The 17,487-nt window shown below is 69.0% G+C and carries 14 protein-coding genes; 12 read left to right on the forward strand and 2 right to left on the reverse strand.

The annotated features are described in order from the left end of the window. The first annotated feature begins 60 nt into the window (after window positions 1-60). The 7 genes from ACU5E9_RS15535 to ACU5E9_RS15565 all read left to right on the forward strand — a co-directional run bounded on the left by ACU5E9_RS15535 (window position 61) and on the right by ACU5E9_RS15565 (window position 9,754). Entirely contained in the window at window positions 61-1,278 is a 1,218-nt protein-coding gene (locus tag ACU5E9_RS15535) for an ROK family protein (protein ID WP_456810798.1), read from the forward strand. Between the two features lie 246 nt (window positions 1,279-1,524). Further along, complete coding sequence (locus tag ACU5E9_RS15540) at window positions 1,525-2,550, forward strand: LacI family DNA-binding transcriptional regulator (RefSeq protein ID WP_456810799.1); 1,026 nt, start codon at window positions 1,525-1,527, stop codon at window positions 2,548-2,550. Window positions 2,551-2,660: 110 nt separating this feature from the next. Continuing rightward, entirely contained in the window at window positions 2,661-3,956 is a 1,296-nt protein-coding gene (locus ACU5E9_RS15545) for an ABC transporter substrate-binding protein (protein ID WP_456810800.1), read from the forward strand. Window positions 3,957-4,045: 89 nt separating this feature from the next. Next, window positions 4,046-5,026 (forward strand): carbohydrate ABC transporter permease, encoded by a 981-nt coding sequence (locus ACU5E9_RS15550; protein WP_456810801.1) that lies wholly within the window; start codon window positions 4,046-4,048, stop codon window positions 5,024-5,026. Between the two features lie 425 nt (window positions 5,027-5,451). Then, the gene (locus ACU5E9_RS15555) at window positions 5,452-5,937 is read left to right on the forward strand and encodes a carbohydrate ABC transporter permease (RefSeq protein ID WP_456813555.1); all 486 of its coding nucleotides are present in this window, start codon (window positions 5,452-5,454) and stop codon (window positions 5,935-5,937) included. A gap of 2 nt (window positions 5,938-5,939) precedes the next feature. Next, complete coding sequence (gene yicI, locus ACU5E9_RS15560; RefSeq protein ID WP_456810802.1) at window positions 5,940-8,279, forward strand: alpha-xylosidase; 2,340 nt, start codon at window positions 5,940-5,942, stop codon at window positions 8,277-8,279. After that, window positions 8,276-9,754 (forward strand): GH1 family beta-glucosidase, encoded by a 1,479-nt coding sequence (locus tag ACU5E9_RS15565; RefSeq protein WP_456810803.1) that lies wholly within the window; start codon window positions 8,276-8,278, stop codon window positions 9,752-9,754. The genes yicI and ACU5E9_RS15565 overlap by 4 nt, the downstream gene beginning before the upstream one ends. Before the next feature lie 133 nt (window positions 9,755-9,887). On the opposite strand, the gene ACU5E9_RS15570 is transcribed toward ACU5E9_RS15565, so the two are convergent. Beyond that, window positions 9,888-10,733, reverse strand: a complete 846-nt coding sequence (locus ACU5E9_RS15570; RefSeq protein ID WP_456813556.1) for an NAD-dependent epimerase/dehydratase family protein — start codon at window positions 10,731-10,733, stop codon at window positions 9,888-9,890. 200 nt (window positions 10,734-10,933) lie between these two features. Here ACU5E9_RS15570 and ACU5E9_RS15575 point away from each other — a divergent pair, with 200 nt between their 5' ends. Then, a complete protein-coding gene (locus ACU5E9_RS15575) occupies window positions 10,934-12,181 on the forward strand; it encodes an ROK family protein (RefSeq protein WP_456810804.1) in 1,248 nt (415 codons plus the stop codon). On the opposite strand, the gene ACU5E9_RS15580 is transcribed toward ACU5E9_RS15575, so the two are convergent. After that, window positions 12,173-13,099 carry a LysR substrate-binding domain-containing protein gene (locus tag ACU5E9_RS15580; RefSeq protein WP_456810805.1) on the reverse strand — a complete coding sequence of 309 codons (927 nt, stop codon included), beginning with the start codon at window positions 13,097-13,099 and terminating at the stop codon, window positions 12,173-12,175. The genes ACU5E9_RS15575 and ACU5E9_RS15580 overlap by 9 nt on opposite strands. 103 nt (window positions 13,100-13,202) lie before the next feature. On the opposite strand from ACU5E9_RS15580, the gene ACU5E9_RS15585 reads away from it, so the two are divergent. The 4 genes from ACU5E9_RS15585 to ACU5E9_RS15600 all read left to right on the forward strand — a co-directional run bounded on the left by ACU5E9_RS15585 (window position 13,203) and on the right by ACU5E9_RS15600 (window position 17,453). Continuing rightward, a complete protein-coding gene (locus ACU5E9_RS15585; RefSeq protein WP_456810806.1) occupies window positions 13,203-13,805 on the forward strand; it encodes a GNAT family N-acetyltransferase in 603 nt (200 codons plus the stop codon). Between the two features lie 93 nt (window positions 13,806-13,898). Continuing rightward, on the forward strand, window positions 13,899-15,164 hold the full coding sequence (locus ACU5E9_RS15590; protein WP_456813557.1) for a multidrug effflux MFS transporter: 1,266 nt from the start codon (window positions 13,899-13,901) through the stop codon (window positions 15,162-15,164). A 52-nt stretch (window positions 15,165-15,216) separates the two neighbouring features. Beyond that, the gene (locus tag ACU5E9_RS15595) at window positions 15,217-16,056 is read left to right on the forward strand and encodes an alpha/beta fold hydrolase (protein ID WP_456810807.1); all 840 of its coding nucleotides are present in this window, start codon (window positions 15,217-15,219) and stop codon (window positions 16,054-16,056) included. Then, complete coding sequence (locus ACU5E9_RS15600; protein WP_456810808.1) at window positions 16,053-17,453, forward strand: diguanylate cyclase; 1,401 nt, start codon at window positions 16,053-16,055, stop codon at window positions 17,451-17,453. Before ACU5E9_RS15595 ends, ACU5E9_RS15600 begins: the two co-directional genes overlap by 4 nt. Window positions 17,454-17,487: the final 34 nt, after the last annotated feature.

The following is a 17,487-nucleotide window of genomic DNA, read 5'->3' on the forward strand; positions in this document are numbered from 1 at the left end:
TCTGAGCCCACCCGACGGGTCCCGTCGGGGCACCGCACCCGAGAGGACCGTGACCCACCCGTGAGCCAAGCGCCACCCACCCTGGGTGTTCGGGGTGGCACCAGCAATGACCAGCTTCGCCGGTACAACCTGTCCATGGTCATGACGATGCTGCACCACGCCAGGGGATGCTCCCGGGCCGAACTCACCAAACGCACCGGGCTGAACCGGTCGACGATCGCGGCCCTGGTGGCCGAGCTCGTCGACCTGGGGATGGCGTTCGAGGTGGAACCGGAGAGCGTGGTCGGCCGGGTCGGCCGGCCCAGCCCGCAGGTGGTGCCGAACCCGGGGCTGGCCGCGATCGCGGTGAACCCCGATGTCGACGCCGTCACGGTGGGGCTGGTGGGTCTCGGCGGCGAGGTGATCCGGCGCATCCGCTTCGACACCACCCGGGTGCCCACCGTGGCCGAGGCCATCAACGCGGTGAAGGCCATCGTCGACGGCATGCGCGGCGAGATCGACCAGAGCTACAGCATCGCCGGGGTGGGGGTGGCGGTGCCGGCACTGGTGAACTCGCAGGACGGCCGGGTGCTGATCGCCCCGCACCTGGGCTGGCGGGACGCCAACCTGGCCCGTGACCTGGCCCGGGTGCTGGACTACCCGGTCTTCGCCGGCAACGACGCCAGCCTCGGTGCGATCGCCGAGAGCATGTTCGGCGCCGCCCGCGGAATCGACGACCTGGTCTACCTCAACGGCAGCGCCAGCGGCATCGGCGGCGGCCTGATCATCGGCGGCTCGCCGCTTCGCGGAACGAGCGGCTACGCGGGGGAGCTCGGCCACACCCTGGTGAACAGCCGCGGGGTGCGCTGCCACTGCGGCCGGATCGGCTGCCTCGAGACCGAGGTGAGCATGGCCAGGCTGCTGGCGGTGTTGAAGCTGCCCCGCGCCGACCAGGACGACCTCGACATCGCGCTCGGGGTCTCCCGCGACCCGGCCGTGCTGGCCGAGGTGCGCCGCCAGATCGAGCTGCTCTCCGAGGCGATCTCCAACTTTGTGAACATGTTCGACCCCGAGATGGTGGTGCTCGGCGGGTTCCTCGGCTCGCTGCTGTCGGTGGGCCGGGAGCAGCTGACCGCGGCGATGATCGTGCGCTCGATGAGCAGCATCGGCCACACCGTCGCCATCGAGCGGGCCAGCCTGGGCTCGCACCTGATGCTGGTCGGCGCCGCCGAGCTCGCCTTCGCCGGCCTCCTCGACGACCCCGCCGGCTTCGTCCGCGGCCGCCCCACCCACCGCTGACCCACCGCTGACCACCGACCTGCCCCGTTCCGGACGAGTTGCCCCGGCGCAGCGGGGCAACTCGTCCGCACGGGGGCAACTCGCTGATCTGGCATTTGTAGGCAATAACCACAAATAGCTTGCGGAACTGAGGATGTGTGTTCTAGGCTCCCTACCGAGGCAGTCGAAACGTTTAGCAAAACCGACCGCCGCTCGGTTGCGAACGCGCAATCGATACCGTTCGAACCGACCGACGATGGAGTCCAGGTGGCCAACATTCACGACGTGGCACGCGTCGCCGGAGTGTCGATCAGCACGGTCTCCTACGCCCTCAGCGGCAAGCGCTCGATCGCGGCCTCCACCAAGCAGCGCATCGATCAGGCCGTTCTCGAACTCGACTACCGGGCCAACGCCGGTGCACGGATGCTCAAGGGCGCCCGCACCCAGATCCTCGCGCTGAGCGCCCCGCTTCACGCCGGCACCCACGCCCCGGCCCACATGGCATTCGTGCTCTCCGTGGTCCAGGCCGCCCGCGAGTACGACTACGACGTGCTCCTGCTCACCCAGGACGAAGCCACCAGCGGCCTGCGCCGTGTGGCGCGCAGCTCCCTCGTCGACGGCATCGTGCTGCTCGACGTCTCCACCTCCGATCCCCGCACCGACCTGGTGCGCGAGCTCGGCCTGCCGGCCACCGTCATCGGCATCCCGAACGACACCGACGGCCTCACCTGCGTCGACCTCGACTTCGAACAGGCCGCCGTGCTCGCCGTTCGTCGGTTGGTCGACCTCGGCCACCGCGAGATCGGCCTGATCGGCCAGGCGCCACTGGTCTACGAGCGCGGCTCGAACTTCCCGCCCCGGTTCCGCGACGCCTTCCTGGCCGAGGCCGAACGCCTCGGCGTGCGGGTGGCGTTCACCCCGGCCGCCGAGGAATCGGCCGGCGTGCGTGCCGCGGTCGACCACGTGACCGGCGCCCTGCCGGGCATGACCGGCCTCGTGCTGCACTGCAACGAACCCGTGCAGTCCATGGTGCTCGACGTGCTCAGCCAGCGCGGCATCAACGTGCCGAACGACCTCTCGGTCATCTCGGCCTGCTCCAGCTTCTCCACCGACCACCTCAACCCGCCGCTCGACGTCATCCCGCTGCCCGCTGACCAATCCTGCACTCGCGCAATCGAGCTCACGATGGCCCAGTTCGCCGGCGACGCCCTGCCACACGTCGAATACATCACCCCGACGTACGTCGAGCTCGGCTCGACGTCCCCCGTACCCACCCCCGCCCCATCCCGCTAGACCCCCGGAACGCATCCACGCAGCACCGGCACTGTCACCGACAGTGTCGAAACGTTTCGAAACGTTCCGGGATCCTCATCCCCCGTGTATCACTACAAGGAAGTAGAACAGTGAAGAAAACCAAGAGAACCCTCGCCGGTGTCGCCGTCCTCGGCGTTAGCGCCCTCCTGCTCTCCGGCTGCTCCGGCGGCGCATCCGAGAGCGACAGCAACACCCTCAAGCTCTGGCACTTCGAGAGCGAAACCAGCGCCATGGGCATCGCCTGGGACGAGGCCATCAAGGTCTTCGAAGAGGAGACCGGCGCCACGGTGGAGTTCGAGGAGAAGAGCTTCGAGCAGATCCGTTCCACCGCCAGCCAGGTGCTCAACTCCGACGAAGCCCCCGACATCCTCGAATACAACAAGGGCAACGCCACCGCCGGCCTCCTCGCCAGCCAGGGCCTGCTCTCCGACCTCGACGACGTCTACGACGAGTACAGCTGGGACGACGCCCTCGCCCCGTCGCTGCAGACCACCGCGCGCTACGACGAAGACGGCATCATGGGCTCCGGCGCGTTCTACGGCGTGCCCAACTACGGCGAGTTCGTGGAGATGTACTACAACAAGGACATGTTCGCTGCCGCCGGACTCGAGGTGCCGACCACCGTCGCCGAACTCGAGACCGTGATGAAGGCGTTCACCGACCAGGGCATCACCCCGCTGGCCGAGTCCGCCGCCGAGTACCCGCTGGGCCAGCTCTGGTACCAGCTCGCGCTCACCCAGGCCGACCGCGGCTTCGTCGACGATTACCAGCTCTACACCGGCGACGTCGACTGGTCCGGCCCCGAGCTGACCTACGCCACCGAGACCATCAAGGACTGGACCGACGCCGGCTACATCTCCACCGACGCCACCGGCTTCAAGGCAGAGGATGCCGGCACCGCGTTCATCAACGGCACCTACCCGATCTTCTACTCGGGTTCCTGGTGGCACAACCGGTTCACCACCGAGGCCACCGGCTTCGAGTGGGGCACCTTCCTCTTCCCCGAGGCCGAGATGTCGCCCGGCTCCGCCGGCAACATGTGGGTCATCCCGGAGAAGGCCGCCAACAAGGACCTCGCCGCCCAGTTCATTGACATCACCATGCGCCCGGAGATCCAGGCCCTGATCGGTAACAACGGTGGCATCCCCGTCGCCGCGAACACCGAAGACATCACGGACCCGAAGAGCCAGGAACTGATCGGCAACTTCAACACCCTCACCGAGAAGGACGGCATCGCGTTCTACCCGGACTGGCCCACCGCGACGTTCTACGACGAACTGAACGCCGGCCTGCAGGAACTCATCAACGACACCAAGTCGCCGGCCGACGTCAACGAACAGCTCGGCGGCCAGTACCAGTCCGGCGTCGACGACATCGTCGGCTAACACCCGCCCGACTCACCAGCACCACCTCGCAGTAACCGGCCAGGGGCCTGTTCGGGCCCCTGGCCGCCACTCGCAGAGAAGGAAAACACATGACGAAAGCATCCGTTGCCGATGCGCCCGTTGCTGCCCGGAAGGACGGCATCCGCCCCATCGCCCGGCAGAGCCTCATCCCGGGAAGCAACCCCCGAACTTTTTGGATCTACCTCGTGCCCGGCCTCGCGCTGCTCACGCTCATCATCGTCGTTCCGCTGATCTGGAACATCTACCTCACCTTCACCGACTACCGCGGCATCAAACCGCCGGAGTGGGTGGGCCTGGAGAACTGGGTCAAGCTGGCCGGGGACAGCACCTTCTGGACCTCGTTCAGTAACTCGATCGCGATGATCGTGGCCATGGTGGTCGTACCGACGCTGCTCGGCCTCGTGCTGGCCGCGATGCTGTTCGACCTGATCGGCAAGAAGTTCGGCGGCAAGATCGCCAGCTTCCTGCGGGCCACCTACTACCTGCCGCAGATCCTGCCCGGCGTCGTCGCCGCGATCGTGATCGGCTGGATCCTGCGCCCGCAGAACGGCGCACTCAACCAGGTGCTCGAGGGCATCGGCCTGGGCGGACTCGCCCAGAACTGGCTGGGGGACCCGGACACCGCGCTGCCCAGCATCATGGTGATCATGATCTGGGTGCAGCTCGGCTACCCGATCGTGATCTTCATGGCCGCGCTGCAGCGGGTCGACCCCGAGCTCTACGAGGCCGCCGAACTCGACGGCGCCAACTGGATCCAGCGCTTCCGCGCCATCACGGTGAGCATCATCCGGCCCGAGATCTTCGTGGTCACCCTCACCTGCACCATCGCCGCACTCAAGGTCTTCGGCCCGATCTACACGCTCACCGGCGGCGGGCCCGGCACCTCCACCATCGTGCCGGCGTACTACGCGTACAGCGAGTTCTTCCAGTCCCAGCAGGTGGGCTACGGCGCCACCATCGCCACCGCACTCACCATCGTCATCGCCATCGTCTCGGTCGTCTTCCTCATCGCCCAGACCCGGCTCGAGCGCCAGGAAGAGGAACGCTAATGACCACCACCATCCTCGACGACACGGCCGCGGCCGCCGTCACCGGCCCGCCGGCCCGCCAGCCGAAGAAGCGCCGCAGCAGCACCACCCGCAAGACCCTCGGCGACTGGATGATCCTGCTCGTCGCCATCCTGATCGGCCTGCTGATCGCGGTGCCGTTCTTCCTCATCCTGATCAACTCGTTCAAGTCGCCGGCCGACTACAACGCCGCCGGCCCGCTCACCCTGCCCACCGACCTGTACTTCGACGGCATGGTCAACTTCTGGCAGCGGGTGGACTTCCCGGAGAAGCTCTGGAACAGCTTCTTCATCTCCAGCGTCGTCGCCATCCTCGCCGTGCTGGTGTCGCTGCTGAACGCGTTCGCGCTCGGCATCGGCCGGGTGCGCGGCCGCACCTGGATCGTGCTGCTGATCCTGCTGGCCAACATGCTGCCGCAGGAAGTGCTGCTCTACCCGCTCTACTTCATGTTCAAGAGCGTCGGCCTGTACGACAACCAGTGGGCCGTGATCATCATCTTCGTGGTCATCCAGAGCGCCTTCGGCACCTATCTGCTGGCCAGCGTGCTCGGCACCTTCCCCAAGGAGATCCTCGAGGCGGCGTCGCTTGACGGCGCCAACAAGTGGACGATGCTGTGGCGGGTGGTGTACCCGATCACCAAGCCCACCCTCAGCGTCCTGGTGATCTTCTTCTTCATCTGGACCTGGAACGAGTTCCTCATCCCGCTCACCTTCCTGGTCAGCAACGCGAGCCAGACCGTCCCGGTCTCCATCGCCGTGCTGCAGGGCGACCGGCTGATGGACGTGACCACCACGAGCGCCTCGGCGCTGCTGGGTCTGTTGCCCACGCTGATCTTCTTCCTCATCTTCCAACGCACCCTCACCCGGGGCATCACCGCAGGAGCAGTCAAGTAGTTATGAAATTCACCGATGGTTTCTGGCACACCCGCCCCGGGGTCACCGCGTTCTACGCGCAGGAGGCCTACGACATCGAACACGTGGGCGACGTCCTGCGGGTCTCCGCACCGACGAAGGTGATCGAACGCCGCGGCGACGTGCTCAACCGGGCCATGCTCACCGTCACGCTGTCCTCCCCGCTTGAGGGCATCATCAAGGTGCGCGTCGAACAGCACACCGGCACCGCAACCGGTCCGGGCTTCGACCTCGTCGGGGCCGGGCCGGATGCGGGCGACATCGTCGTCGACGCGGCCGGCGGTACCCTCACGGCCGGCCCGCTCACCGCACGGGTGAGCCCGGGCGCCCCGTTCAACCTCAGCTTCGAGGCCGACGGCCGCACCCTCACCGAGAGTGGCCACAAGTCGATCGGGCACATGCAGCTCGCCCCTGGGGCGCCGATCTCCGCCGAACCGGCCGGGGTCTCCGGCGTCACCACCACCGGGCTCGCCCCGGCGACCAGCTACACTCACGCGCAGCTCTCCCTCGGCGTCGGCGAACTGGTATACGGCCTCGGCGAGCGCTTCGGCCCGCTGGTGAAGAACGGCCAGACCATCGACATCTGGAACGCCGACGGCGGCACCTCCAGCGAACAGTCCTACAAGAACGTGCCGTTCTACCTCACCAATCGCGGCTACGGCGTGCTGGTCAACCACCCGGAGCACGTCTCCTTCGAGGTCGGCACGGAGGCCGTCGAACGGGTGCAGTTCTCCGTCGCCGGCCCGGCCATCGAATACCTGGTGATCTACGGCCCCACCCCCAAGGACGTACTCGAGCGCTACACCCGGCTCACCGGCCGCCCTGCCCGGGTGCCGGCCTGGTCGTACGGCCTGTGGCTGTCGACCTCGTTCACCACCCAGTACGACGAGGCCACCGTCAACAGCTTCATCGACGGCATGGCCGAGCGCGATCTGCCGCTGAGCGTGTTCCACTTCGACTGCTTCTGGATGCGCGAATTCAACTGGACCGACTTCGAGTGGGACCCGCGGGTGTTCCCGGACCCCGAGGGCATGCTCACCCGGCTGCACGAAAAGAACCTGCACGTGAGCGCCTGGATCAACCCGTACATCGCCCAGCGGGCCGGCATCTTCGCCGAGGCCGCCGCGGCCGGCTACCTGGTGAAGAAGGCCAACGGCGACGTCTGGCAGTGGGACCTCTGGCAGGCCGGCATGGCGCTGGTGGACTTCACCAACCCGGCCGCCGTCACCTGGTTCCAGGACAAACTACGCGGCCTCTTCGCGCAGGGCGTGGACGCCATCAAGACCGACTTCGGCGAGCGCATCCCCACGGATGTGGTGTGGCACGACGGGTCCTCGCCCGAGGTGATGCACAACCTGTACACCCAGCTCTACAACAAGGCCGTCTTCGAGGTGCTGCAGGAGCACCGCGGCGAGGGCGACGCGGTGCTGTTCGCCCGTTCCGCCACCGTCGGCGGCCAGATGCAACCGGTGCACTGGGGCGGAGACAACTCCTCCAGCTACGAGTCCATGGCCGAGACCCTGCGCGGCGGGCTCAGCCTGGCGTTCAGCGGCTTCGGCTACTGGAGCCACGACATCGGCGGCTTCGAGGGCATGCCAGACCCGGCGGTGTTCAAGCGCTGGCTGGCGTTCGGGCTGCTCTCCAGCCACTCCCGGTTGCACGGCTCCACCAGCTACCGGGTGCCGTGGCTCTTCGACGACGGCCGGGAAGAAGCCGGCCAGAGCGCCGTCGACGTCACCCGGGTCTTCACCAAGCTCAAGCTGAAACTGATGCCGTTCCTCTACCAGGTGGGCCTCGAGGCGCACAGCGTGGGTGCCCCGTTCATGCGGCCGATGCAGCTCGAGTTCCCCCAGGACCCCGCCGTGGACTACCTCGACCGGCAGTACCTGCTCGGGGCCGACCTGCTCGTGGCCCCGGTGTTCAGCGAATCCGGTGACGTGCAGTACTACCTGCCCGCCGGCACCTGGACCAACTACCTGACCGACGAGGTCGTCGAGGGCCCAACCTGGCGCCGGGAGACCCACGCCTTCGACAGCATCCCGCTGTGGGTGCGCGGGGGAGCGGTGCTGGCCACCGGCGCCCGCGACGACCGGCCCGACTACGACTACACCGACCAGGCCCTGCTCACCATCTACCCGGGCGGGTCCACCGACCCCCGCACGGTCGCGGTCGCCAACCCCCTGGACGGCAGCCACGTCACGTTCACCATCACGGTCTCCGGCGACGATACGGTGGTCACCAGCGATTCGGATGCCCCCTTCCGGGCCCGCCTCGCCGGCGGCGACACCGTCGCATCCACCGACCGAAGGGCCACCGTCCGATGAGTACCGGCACCACCTCCACCTCCACGCCCGGCACGGCCGTGACCGCGGGATCGCCCGACTACCGCGACGCGGGCCTGGTCTTCCCCGAGTCGTTCTTGTTCGGCTCCGCCACGGCCAGCTACCAGATCGAGGGCGCCTTCGACGAGGACGGCCGCGGCCCCTCGATCTGGGACACCTTCAGCCACACCCCCGGCAAGGTCTGGAACGGTGACACCGGCGACGTCGCCTCCGGGCACTACCACCGGCTCGAGCAGGACCTGGACATGATGGTGGCGCTGGGACTGCAGGCCTACCGGTTCTCCATCGCCTGGTCGCGCATCCAGCCCACCGGCCGGGGGCCGGCCAACCAGGCGGGCCTGGACTTCTACCGGCGCCTGATCGACGGGCTCATCAGCCGGGGCATCCGCCCCATCGTCACCCTGTACCACTGGGACCTGCCGCAGGCGCTCGAGGACGAGGGCGGCTGGACCAACCGGGCCACCGCGTACGCGTTCGCCGACTACGCGGCGATCCTGGGCGCGGAGTTCGGCGACCGGGTCGACACCTGGACCACCCTGAACGAACCGTGGTGCGCGGCCTACCTCGGCTACGGCTCCGGCGCGCACGCGCCCGGCCGCACCGACGGCGCCGAGGCGCTCACCGCCGTGCACCACCTCAACCTGGCCCACGGCCTGGCGATCCTGGCGCTGAAGCCCCTGGTCACCAACGACCCGGACTTCTCGATCACCCTCAACCTGCACGTGCTGCGCGGCGAGGGCGAGACCGGGCCGGAGGCCGTGCGGCAGATCGACGCCCTGGCCAACCGGGCGTTCCTCGGCCCGCTGCTCACCGGCGCGTACCCGGCGGACCTCTTCGAGGACACCAAGTCCGTCACCGACTGGGCGTTCGTCCAGCCCGGCGACACCGAGATCATCCACCAGCCGCTGGACGTGCTCGGGGTCAACTACTACTCCACCACCCTCGTGCGGCTGTGGGACGGCGTGACGCCCCGGCAGAACGCCGACGGCCACAAGGACGTCGGCGGGTCGCCCTGGCCCGGCGCCGACCGGGTGGAATTCCTCGCGCAGCCCGGCCCGCACACCGAGATGGGCTGGAACATCGACCCGTCCGGCCTCGAGGAGCTGCTCGTGTCGCTGCACGAGGAATTCCCGAACCAGCCCCTGATGGTCACCGAGAACGGGGCCGCGTTCGCCGACGAGGTCGTGCAGACGGATGACGGCCCGCGGGTGCACGACATCGAGCGCACCGACTACCTGCGCCGGCACTTCACCGCCGCGCACCGGGCGATGGCCCGCGGGGTCGACCTCCGCGGCTACCAGGTCTGGTCGCTGATGGACAACTTCGAGTGGGGCTACGGCTACTCCAAGCGCTTCGGCATCGTCCACGTGGACTATGACACCCTGGTGCGCACCCCCAAGGACAGCGCCCGCTGGTACTCCGAGCTGGTCGCCACCCGAACCCTCCCCGACCTCTAACCCAGCCCGCGCGGGGCGAGTGCAGCGCGATACAAGGACAAAGTGAGGTTAGAAGGACGGGATTGGACGTCGCGTCCTTCTTTTCTTCCGATGTCCTCACAAACGTGCGGCACCCGCACCCGCGGGCCGGGGCTTAGCGGGGGTCTTGCCAGGAGTGGGCGGGGGAGAAGCCCAGCAGGCGACGGGCCTTGTCGATGGAGAGCAGGGTGTCGGTGCCGGCCACGGCGCGGGTCAGGTCGACGTTCGGGAAGACCTCGGCGGCCAGGTCGGCGCTCGGGCGACGCATGACGGTGTCGGCGGCGGCGATGATGAACCGGTCGAAGCCGGGTGGGGCGCTCTGCAGTGCTTTAAGCACCGCCTGGGCACCGTCGCGGCCGTCGATGTACCCCCAGAGGTTCCACTTGCGCAGTGTCGCATCATCCTGGAACGCCTCGAAGCCGTCGTAGTCTTCCGGGTCCATCACGTTGGAGAACCGCAGCGCCGTGATCGACAGGAGCGGGTCCCAGCGCACCAGTTCGATGGCCATCTGCTCCTCGAGGTGCTTCACCAGCGAGTAGGTGCTCTCCGGCCGGGCCGGGTACTCCTCGTCGACCGGGATGTAGGGCGGGTCGGTGTCGAACGGCAGGCCGAGCACCGTCTCGCTCGACGCGTAGACGATGCGGCGGATGCCCGCCCGCCGGGCCGCCTGGAACACGTTGTAGCTGGAGAGCATGTTGTTGTGGAAGGTGGCGACATCGGGCACGATACCCGGCGCCGGGATCGCGCCCAGGTGCACCACGGCGTCGAAGCCGTTCGCCTGGTCGTCGACGCCGGAGAACGCGTCGATCACCTGGCCGTAGTCGGTGAGGTCGATGCGGAGGAAGCCCGCCCCGCGGGTGCCGTCGCGGTCGAGGTTGAGTACCTCGTGGCCCTCGGCGCGGAGCCGGGCGAGCACGGTGCGGCCGAGCTTGCCGCTGCCGCCGGTGAGCGCGATTCTCATGCTGGGAAACTTCATGGACATCCTTGTCTGCGTGGGTTGGGGCCGCGGTCGACGGGCGGCCCGGCCGATTTGTGGCGTTGAGCAACGTATCACGGCCGGTTGGTCGACTTGCCGGGTATTCTGGGGGAAACAGCCGGATCGCCCCGCGCCAGCCGGTGAGACGGCGACACGTTTCGAGGCATCAGCCAAACGGAGGAACCGTGCAGGGCAGCAGCCATGACGACGTGCGCAGACACAACCTGTCGGTGGTGCTGCGACTCGTGCACCGCAGCGGCGCGGCCTCGCGTTCCCAGCTCACCCGGGTCACCGGCCTGAACCGGTCGACGATCGCGGCCCTCGTCGCGGAACTGGTGGAGCGCGGCCTGGTTGTGGAGAGCGAACCGAGCTCCACCAACCAGGTCGGCCGGCCCAGCCCCATCGTCAGCGTCAGCGAGCAGGTCGTGGCGCTCGCCGTGAACCCCGAGATCGACGCCGTCACGATCGGCATCGTCGGCCTGGACGGCCAGGTGCACCGCCGGGTGCGCTACCCGACCGAGACCTCCCCGAGCGTGCTCGAGGCCGTCAATATCGCCGCCGCCGTGATCGACGGCATGCGCGGCGAGCTGGCCGCCAACTTCAAGGTCGTCGGCATCGGGGTGGCCGTGCCCGGGCTGGTGCGCGCCCACGACGGCCTGGTGCGGCACGCGCCCCACCTGGGCTGGGTCGACGAACCGCTGGCCGAGATGCTCGAGGCGGCGACCGGCTATCCGGTGCTGGCCGCCAACGACGCCAGCCTGGGCGCGATGGCCGAACGGTTCTTCGGTGCGGGCAAGGGCATGACCGACCTGATCTACCTCAACGGCGGGGCGAGCGGCATCGGCGGCGGCATGATCGTGGGCGGCGCGCCCGCCGGCGGCATCGCCGGCTACGCGGGCGAGTTCGGTCACACCCGGGTCAGCGACAGCGAGCGGGTCGACTCCGCGGGCCTCCGCGGCACCCTCGAGGCCGAGGTCACCCGGCGTGAACTGCTCGAGGTGCTCGGGCTGGCCGGGGCGGATGCCGACGAGCTGGAACAGGCGCTGCTGGCGTCCACCTCCCCGATGGTGCGGGCCGAGGTGGACCGGCAGATCGACCATCTCGCCGTGGCGCTGGCCGGGGCCATCAACATCCTCAACCCGCAGCTGGTGGTGCTCGGCGGGTTCCTCGCCGCGCTGCTCGCGGTGGATGCGGACCGGTTGCGCGCCGGTGTCGCCGCGCACTCGCTCGACGCCGCATTCGGCACCGTGCGGCTCAGCGCCGCAGAGCTCGGCTCCAACCTGCTGATGATCGGGGCGGCCGAACTGGCCTTCGAGGGGCTGCTCGACGACCCGGCCGCGCTATCGGCCGGGCACCCGTCCGTTCCGCCGGCCGCGCCCTCGACCACGATGCCGGCGGTGCCTCCGGCCGGCACCGGGCCCGAGTCAGCCTGAGACCGACCGGGCGCCGGGCGTGAGGGTGGGCGTGAGCGAACCCGGTACCGCCAGGAAGTTCGCCAGGATCGCCCGGTTGTCGCCGGCGCGCTGCACGAGTTGCACCTCGCTGCGCGGGTGCACCCCGGTGAGGGGGATCGCCCGCACCCCGGCCGGCGTGGTCACGGTGGCGCTGGCCGGAGCGATGCTCACCCCGAGGCCCGCCTCGACCAGGTGCAGGATCGTCACCCAGGAGGACGCCTCCTGCACGATGCGCGGCTCGAACCCGGCCGAGCGGCAGGCATCGAGGTTGCGCAGGTAGGCGCGCTCGCCGGCCGCCCTCGGATAGAACACGAACGGGTCATCCCGCAGCAGCCCCACATCGAGGCTGGCGTGTCCGGCGGCGGGATGGTCCACCGGCAACACCCCGACGAACGGCTCGGTGGCCAGGGTTGTGATCGTCAGCGCCGGGTGCGGCTCGGAGTCCCGCACCATGCCCATGTCGATCTCGCCGGCCAGCAGCCGGTCCAGGATCAGCGAGGTGTAGCCCTCGTGCAGCCGCAACTGCACGGCCGGATGCAACTGGCGGTAGGCGTGCAGGCGTTCGGTGATGCCCAGGGGGATGGCCGAGGTGATGAAGCCGATGTCGAGGCGGCCCTGTTCGCCGCGGCCGATGCGGGCGGCCTCGTCGACGTCGGCGTCGGCCTGGGCGAGGAGCTTGCGGCTGCGGTCGAGGAACGCCTCGCCGGCAGCGGTGAGGGCCACCCGGCGGGAGGTGCGGTCGAACAGCTCGGTGCCGATCAGCTCCTCGAGCCGGCGCACCTGCTGGGACAGCGGCGGCTGCGCCATGTGCAGCCGTGCGGCGGCGCGACCGAAGTGCAGTTCCTCGGCCACCGCCACGAAGTAGCGCAGGTGCCGGAGTTCCAGTTGAGCGGCCATGCCTCCGACCCTATCAAGACCGTTGGCGTCTTGATTCACCCGAAACGGATATTGGACGTCTCGATCGGGTGCTCGCAGAATGGGAGGGAAGAAGGAGTGACGCATGACATCCCGCACGACCACCGACCCCGGCCTCCCCGACCAGACCGCTCACGAACCACTGCCGCTCGTCATCGAGCCGATGGCCTCCGCGGACGACGCCCGCGCGTTCCGGGAGCTCAACGAGGAATGGATCGACCGGCTGTTCACCCTCGAGGACGCCGACCGGGCGCTCCTGAACGACCCCGACGCCGCCATCGTCGCCCGGGGCGGCCAGGTGCTGATCGCCCGGATCGGCACCGACCGGGTGGGCTGTGTCGCCCTGGTCCCCACCGGCAACGGTGTCTTCGAGCTGTCCAAGATGGCCGTCGCACCCCACCTGCGTAACCGGGGCGCCGGCCGCACGCTGATCCTCGCCGCCATCGACCTGGCCGCGCGACTCGGCGCGACCTCGCTGTTCCTGGGCAGCAGCACCCGGCTGCCCAGCGCCGTGCACCTCTACGAGTCGGTGGGCTTCAGCCACGTCCCCGCAGAGCGGGTCGGGCCGATGCCGTACGCGCGCGCCGACGTCTTCATGGAGCTCGTGCTGCCCACCACCGGGCCGGCAAAGTTGCAGGAAACCCCGGATCCGCGCAATCTTTCCGGGGAATCGGGGCCAGGGGAATAGATCGCGGCGCCCGGGGCTTTGGCCAAACAGGCACTCGCCACAACTCCACCCTGTTCGACCCCGACCGAGGACTCTTTTTTCGTGACTACCGCAATGATCCCCGTCATCACCGAGGCTCAACTCCACTCCACCGCCCGGCACCCCGGTGACGCCCTCTCCCGCGGGCAGCGTGTCGTCTACATCATCATCCTCGGTGCGCTCACGGCCCTTGGACCGTTCACGATCGACCTGTACCTGCCGGCCTTCCCCACCCTGGAAAGCGAACTCGGCGTCTCCGCCGCGGCCATCCAGCTCACCCTCACCGGCACCATGATCGGCTTTGGCTTCGGCCAGCTCATCGTGGGCCCGTGGAGCGACAAGGTGGGCCGCCGGCTGCCGCTGCTGCTCGCCACCGGCTTCCACGTGCTGGCCTGCGTGGGCGCCGCGCTGTCCTCGGACATCGTGTCCCTCGGGATCTTCCGGGTGCTGCAGGGCTTCGGCGCTGCCGCCGGCGCCGTCGTGGCGATGGCCATGGTGCGCGACCTCTTCGGCGGCAAGCCGCTCGTGAAGATGCTCTCCCGGCTTGCCCTGGTCAGCGGCCTTGCCCCCGTGCTGGCCCCGGTCATCGGCTCGCAGCTGCTGCTCGTGATGCCGTGGCGCGGCATCTTCTGGGTGCTCGCCGGCTACGGCATCGTCGTCATGGTGGCCGTGGCCATCTGGATCGTCGAGACCCTGCCGCAGGAACGCCGCACCGTGCCCGGCCACTCGAGCCTGGCCCAGCGCTACAAGGCCGTTCTCAGCGACCGCACCTTCGTCGGTGTCCTCATCATCGGGGCGATGACCTTCACCGGCCTGTTCTCTTACCTCTCCTCGTCGCCGTTCCTGTTCCAGCAGGTCTACGAATTCAGCGCCCAGCAGTACGGCGTGCTCTTCGCGGTCAACTCCCTCGGCATCGTCGTCGGCGTGCAGGCCAGCTCCCGCCTGATGCACCGGTACAACGTCGGCCCGCAGAACATCCTGATCGTCGCCACCGCGGTGCTCGTGGTGATGTCCGCGGCGATCTTCACGCTCGACCTGCTGGGCGCCGGCCTCTGGGGCACCCTCGTCCCGCTCTGGTTCTTCATCGCGGCCTGCGGGTTCACCTTCCCGACCGTGCAGGTCATCGCGCTGAACGCGCACGGCAGCGAGGCCGGCACCGCCGCGTCCCTCCTCGGGGCGGCGAACTTCGGCATCGCCGGGCTGATCTCCCCGGTCGTCGGCCTGCTCGGCGTCGGCACCGCGGTGCCGATGGCGTCGGTGATGGGTGTCGCCGCGATCGTCTCCATCCTCAGCCTGTGGTTTATCGTCCGGCCCCGCACCGTGGCTGCGCTGTCGCACTGATTCTCGGCACGATCTTTCCCACTGGCGCACCCGATATGGAAGAATCACGAGGGTGACGAACACTGCGCCAACCGGACTGGATGCTCTCTCGGCCGGGGCGGTGGATGTGCTCGTGCGCAATGGCGTCTCCGTGACCGGCGACGCGGGAAAACCCCCGATCATCTTCGGGCCGGGCTACGGCACCAGCCAGAACATGTGGCGCCTGGTGGCACCGCAGTTCGCCGACGAACGCCGCGTGGTGCGCTTCGACCACGTCGGCTCGGGCGAGTCAGACGTGTCGGCGTACGACCGCCGCAAGTACGACTCGCTGCGCGGCTACGCGGCCGACCTGCTCGAGATCATCCGCACCCTCGACCTGCACGATGTGGTCTTCGTCGGGCACTCGGTGAGCGCCATGATCGGGGCCCTGGCCGCCATCCAGGAGCCGCAGCGGTTCTCCCGGCTCGTCATGCTCGGCCCGTCACCCCGGTACCTGAACGATGAGGGCTACGTGGGCGGGTTCGAGCGCGCCGACGTGGATGCGCTGCTGGACGCCCTCGAGGTCAACCACGCCAGCTGGGCCACCGCGATGGCACCGGCGCTGATGAAGAACGCCGACCGCCCGGAGCTGGCCGCCGAACTGGCCGACAGCATGGCCCGCACCGACACTATGGTCGCCCAGCACTTCGCCCGGGTCACCTTCCTCTCCGACATGCGCCGCTACCTCAAGGACATCAGCACGCCCACGCTGATCCTGCAGTCCTCCGACGACCTCATCGCCCCGCTCGAGGTGGGCGAGTACCTGCACGACCACATCAGCGACAGCGAGTTGGTGGTGCTGAACGCGGCCGGGCACTACGCGCACCTGTCCGACCCCGCGGAGATTGAACGGCAGATCCGGCGCTGTCTGTGACGCCGGACGACGTCTCGCGTGCGCTCTTCCAGCACGCACCGGCCGGACTGTTCGCGATGTCGACCGGCGGGGTCATCCGCTCCGCCAACGACACATTCTGCGACTGGACCGGTTTTCCGCGGGAAGAGATCGTCGGGCGGTACTTCCTGTCGCTGCTCTCCCGGGGCAGCAAGCTGATCTTCGAGACCCGATTCATGCCGTTGCTGCAGACGCAGCGCACCCTGAACGAGATGATGCTCACCCTGTCCACCCGCACCGGTGGCACGAGGGATGTGCTGGTCAGCTCGGTTCTTGACGCGTCGGCGGACGAGCCCCTGGTCTACGCCGCTGTGTTCGATGCCGGCATCCGGCTCAAGTACGAGCGGGACCTGCTCGAGGCCAGGCGCACGGCCGAGACCGCGGTGGCGCGGGTGCGCATCCTGCAGGAGGCCGCCGCCGGACTCGCGCCGGCGACCACCCTCGCCGCATTCGGCTCCGCGTTGCGTGTCTCCGCCGAGATGGCGACGGATGCGGCGGCCGTCTCCGTGATCGTGGCCGAACCCGATGGCGGTCTGGAACTGGTCTCTGGGGACCGGCCGCTGCTGGACGCCGTCGATTTGGCCGGCCTGCTGCCGGTGCGGGACTGCCTGGCCGAGGGCCGGATGGTGCTGTGCCGCACCCCGGACGACATCGCAGAGCGCTTCCCGACCCTGGCCGCCGGCCTCGACGCCGAGGGCGTTGAGGCGTTGTGTGTCATCCCGGTGATCGAGGACGGCACTGTCGGCGGCGCGATCGCCTGCTGGTTCCAACGCCCGCGGGAACTGGACGAGAACCTGCTCGACCTGCTCGCCGCCCTGGCCACGCAGGCCGCGCCGGTGCTCGAACGCATCCACCTGCAGCGCCAGATCGAGCACCAGTCGCTGCACGACTCCCTCACCGGCCTGCCCAACCGGCTGTCGCTGCAGCGCCGCCTGCGCCAGCTGCTCGGCGACGCCGACCGCCGCCGCGAAACCGTCGGCGTGCTGTTCCTCGACCTCGACGGCTTCAAGGCCATCAACGACGCCTTCGGCCACGAGGCCGGCGACCAGGTGCTGCAGCAGGTGGCCGGGCGGCTCACACGCACCCTCCGGACCGGGGACCTGGCCAGCCGGTTCGGCGGCGACGAGTTCGTGATCGCCTGCGACGGCGTCGACGAGGAGTCGGTGCTCGACGTGGCGCGGCGCATCCGCGCGGCCGTGAAGCAGCCGCTCGTGGGCCTCGCGCAGGGCTCGACGGTGTCGGCCAGCATCGGCATCAGCGTATTCACCCCCGACGGCTCCACCCGCATCACGCCCGACGCCCTCGTCGCCCTTGCCGACGAGGCCATGCTCGTCTCCAAGCGCACCGGCAAGGGCCGCGACACCCTGGTCACCGCCTGACCAGCCTGCACAGCGCCCGTGTGTCCGCGGGTCA

This window comes from Cryobacterium sp. AP23 (genome assembly GCF_054075385.1).

Coding starts and splice junctions, on each gene's coding strand:
- ACU5E9_RS15550 (WP_456810801.1), top strand. CDS start 4,046: ATGACGAAAGCATCCGTTGCCGATGCGCCCGTTGCTGCCCGGAAGGAC.
- ACU5E9_RS15555 (WP_456813555.1), top strand. CDS start 5,452: ATGCTGCCGCAGGAAGTGCTGCTCTACCCGCTCTACTTCATGTTCAAG.
- yicI (WP_456810802.1), top strand. CDS start 5,940: ATGAAATTCACCGATGGTTTCTGGCACACCCGCCCCGGGGTCACCGCG.
- ACU5E9_RS15565 (WP_456810803.1), top strand. CDS start 8,276: ATGAGTACCGGCACCACCTCCACCTCCACGCCCGGCACGGCCGTGACC.
- ACU5E9_RS15570 (WP_456813556.1), bottom strand. CDS start 10,733: ATGAGAATCGCGCTCACCGGCGGCAGCGGCAAGCTCGGCCGCACCGTG.
- ACU5E9_RS15580 (WP_456810805.1), bottom strand. CDS start 13,099: ATGGCCGCTCAACTGGAACTCCGGCACCTGCGCTACTTCGTGGCGGTG.
- ACU5E9_RS15585 (WP_456810806.1), top strand. CDS start 13,203: ATGACATCCCGCACGACCACCGACCCCGGCCTCCCCGACCAGACCGCT.
- ACU5E9_RS15590 (WP_456813557.1), top strand. CDS start 13,899: ATGATCCCCGTCATCACCGAGGCTCAACTCCACTCCACCGCCCGGCAC.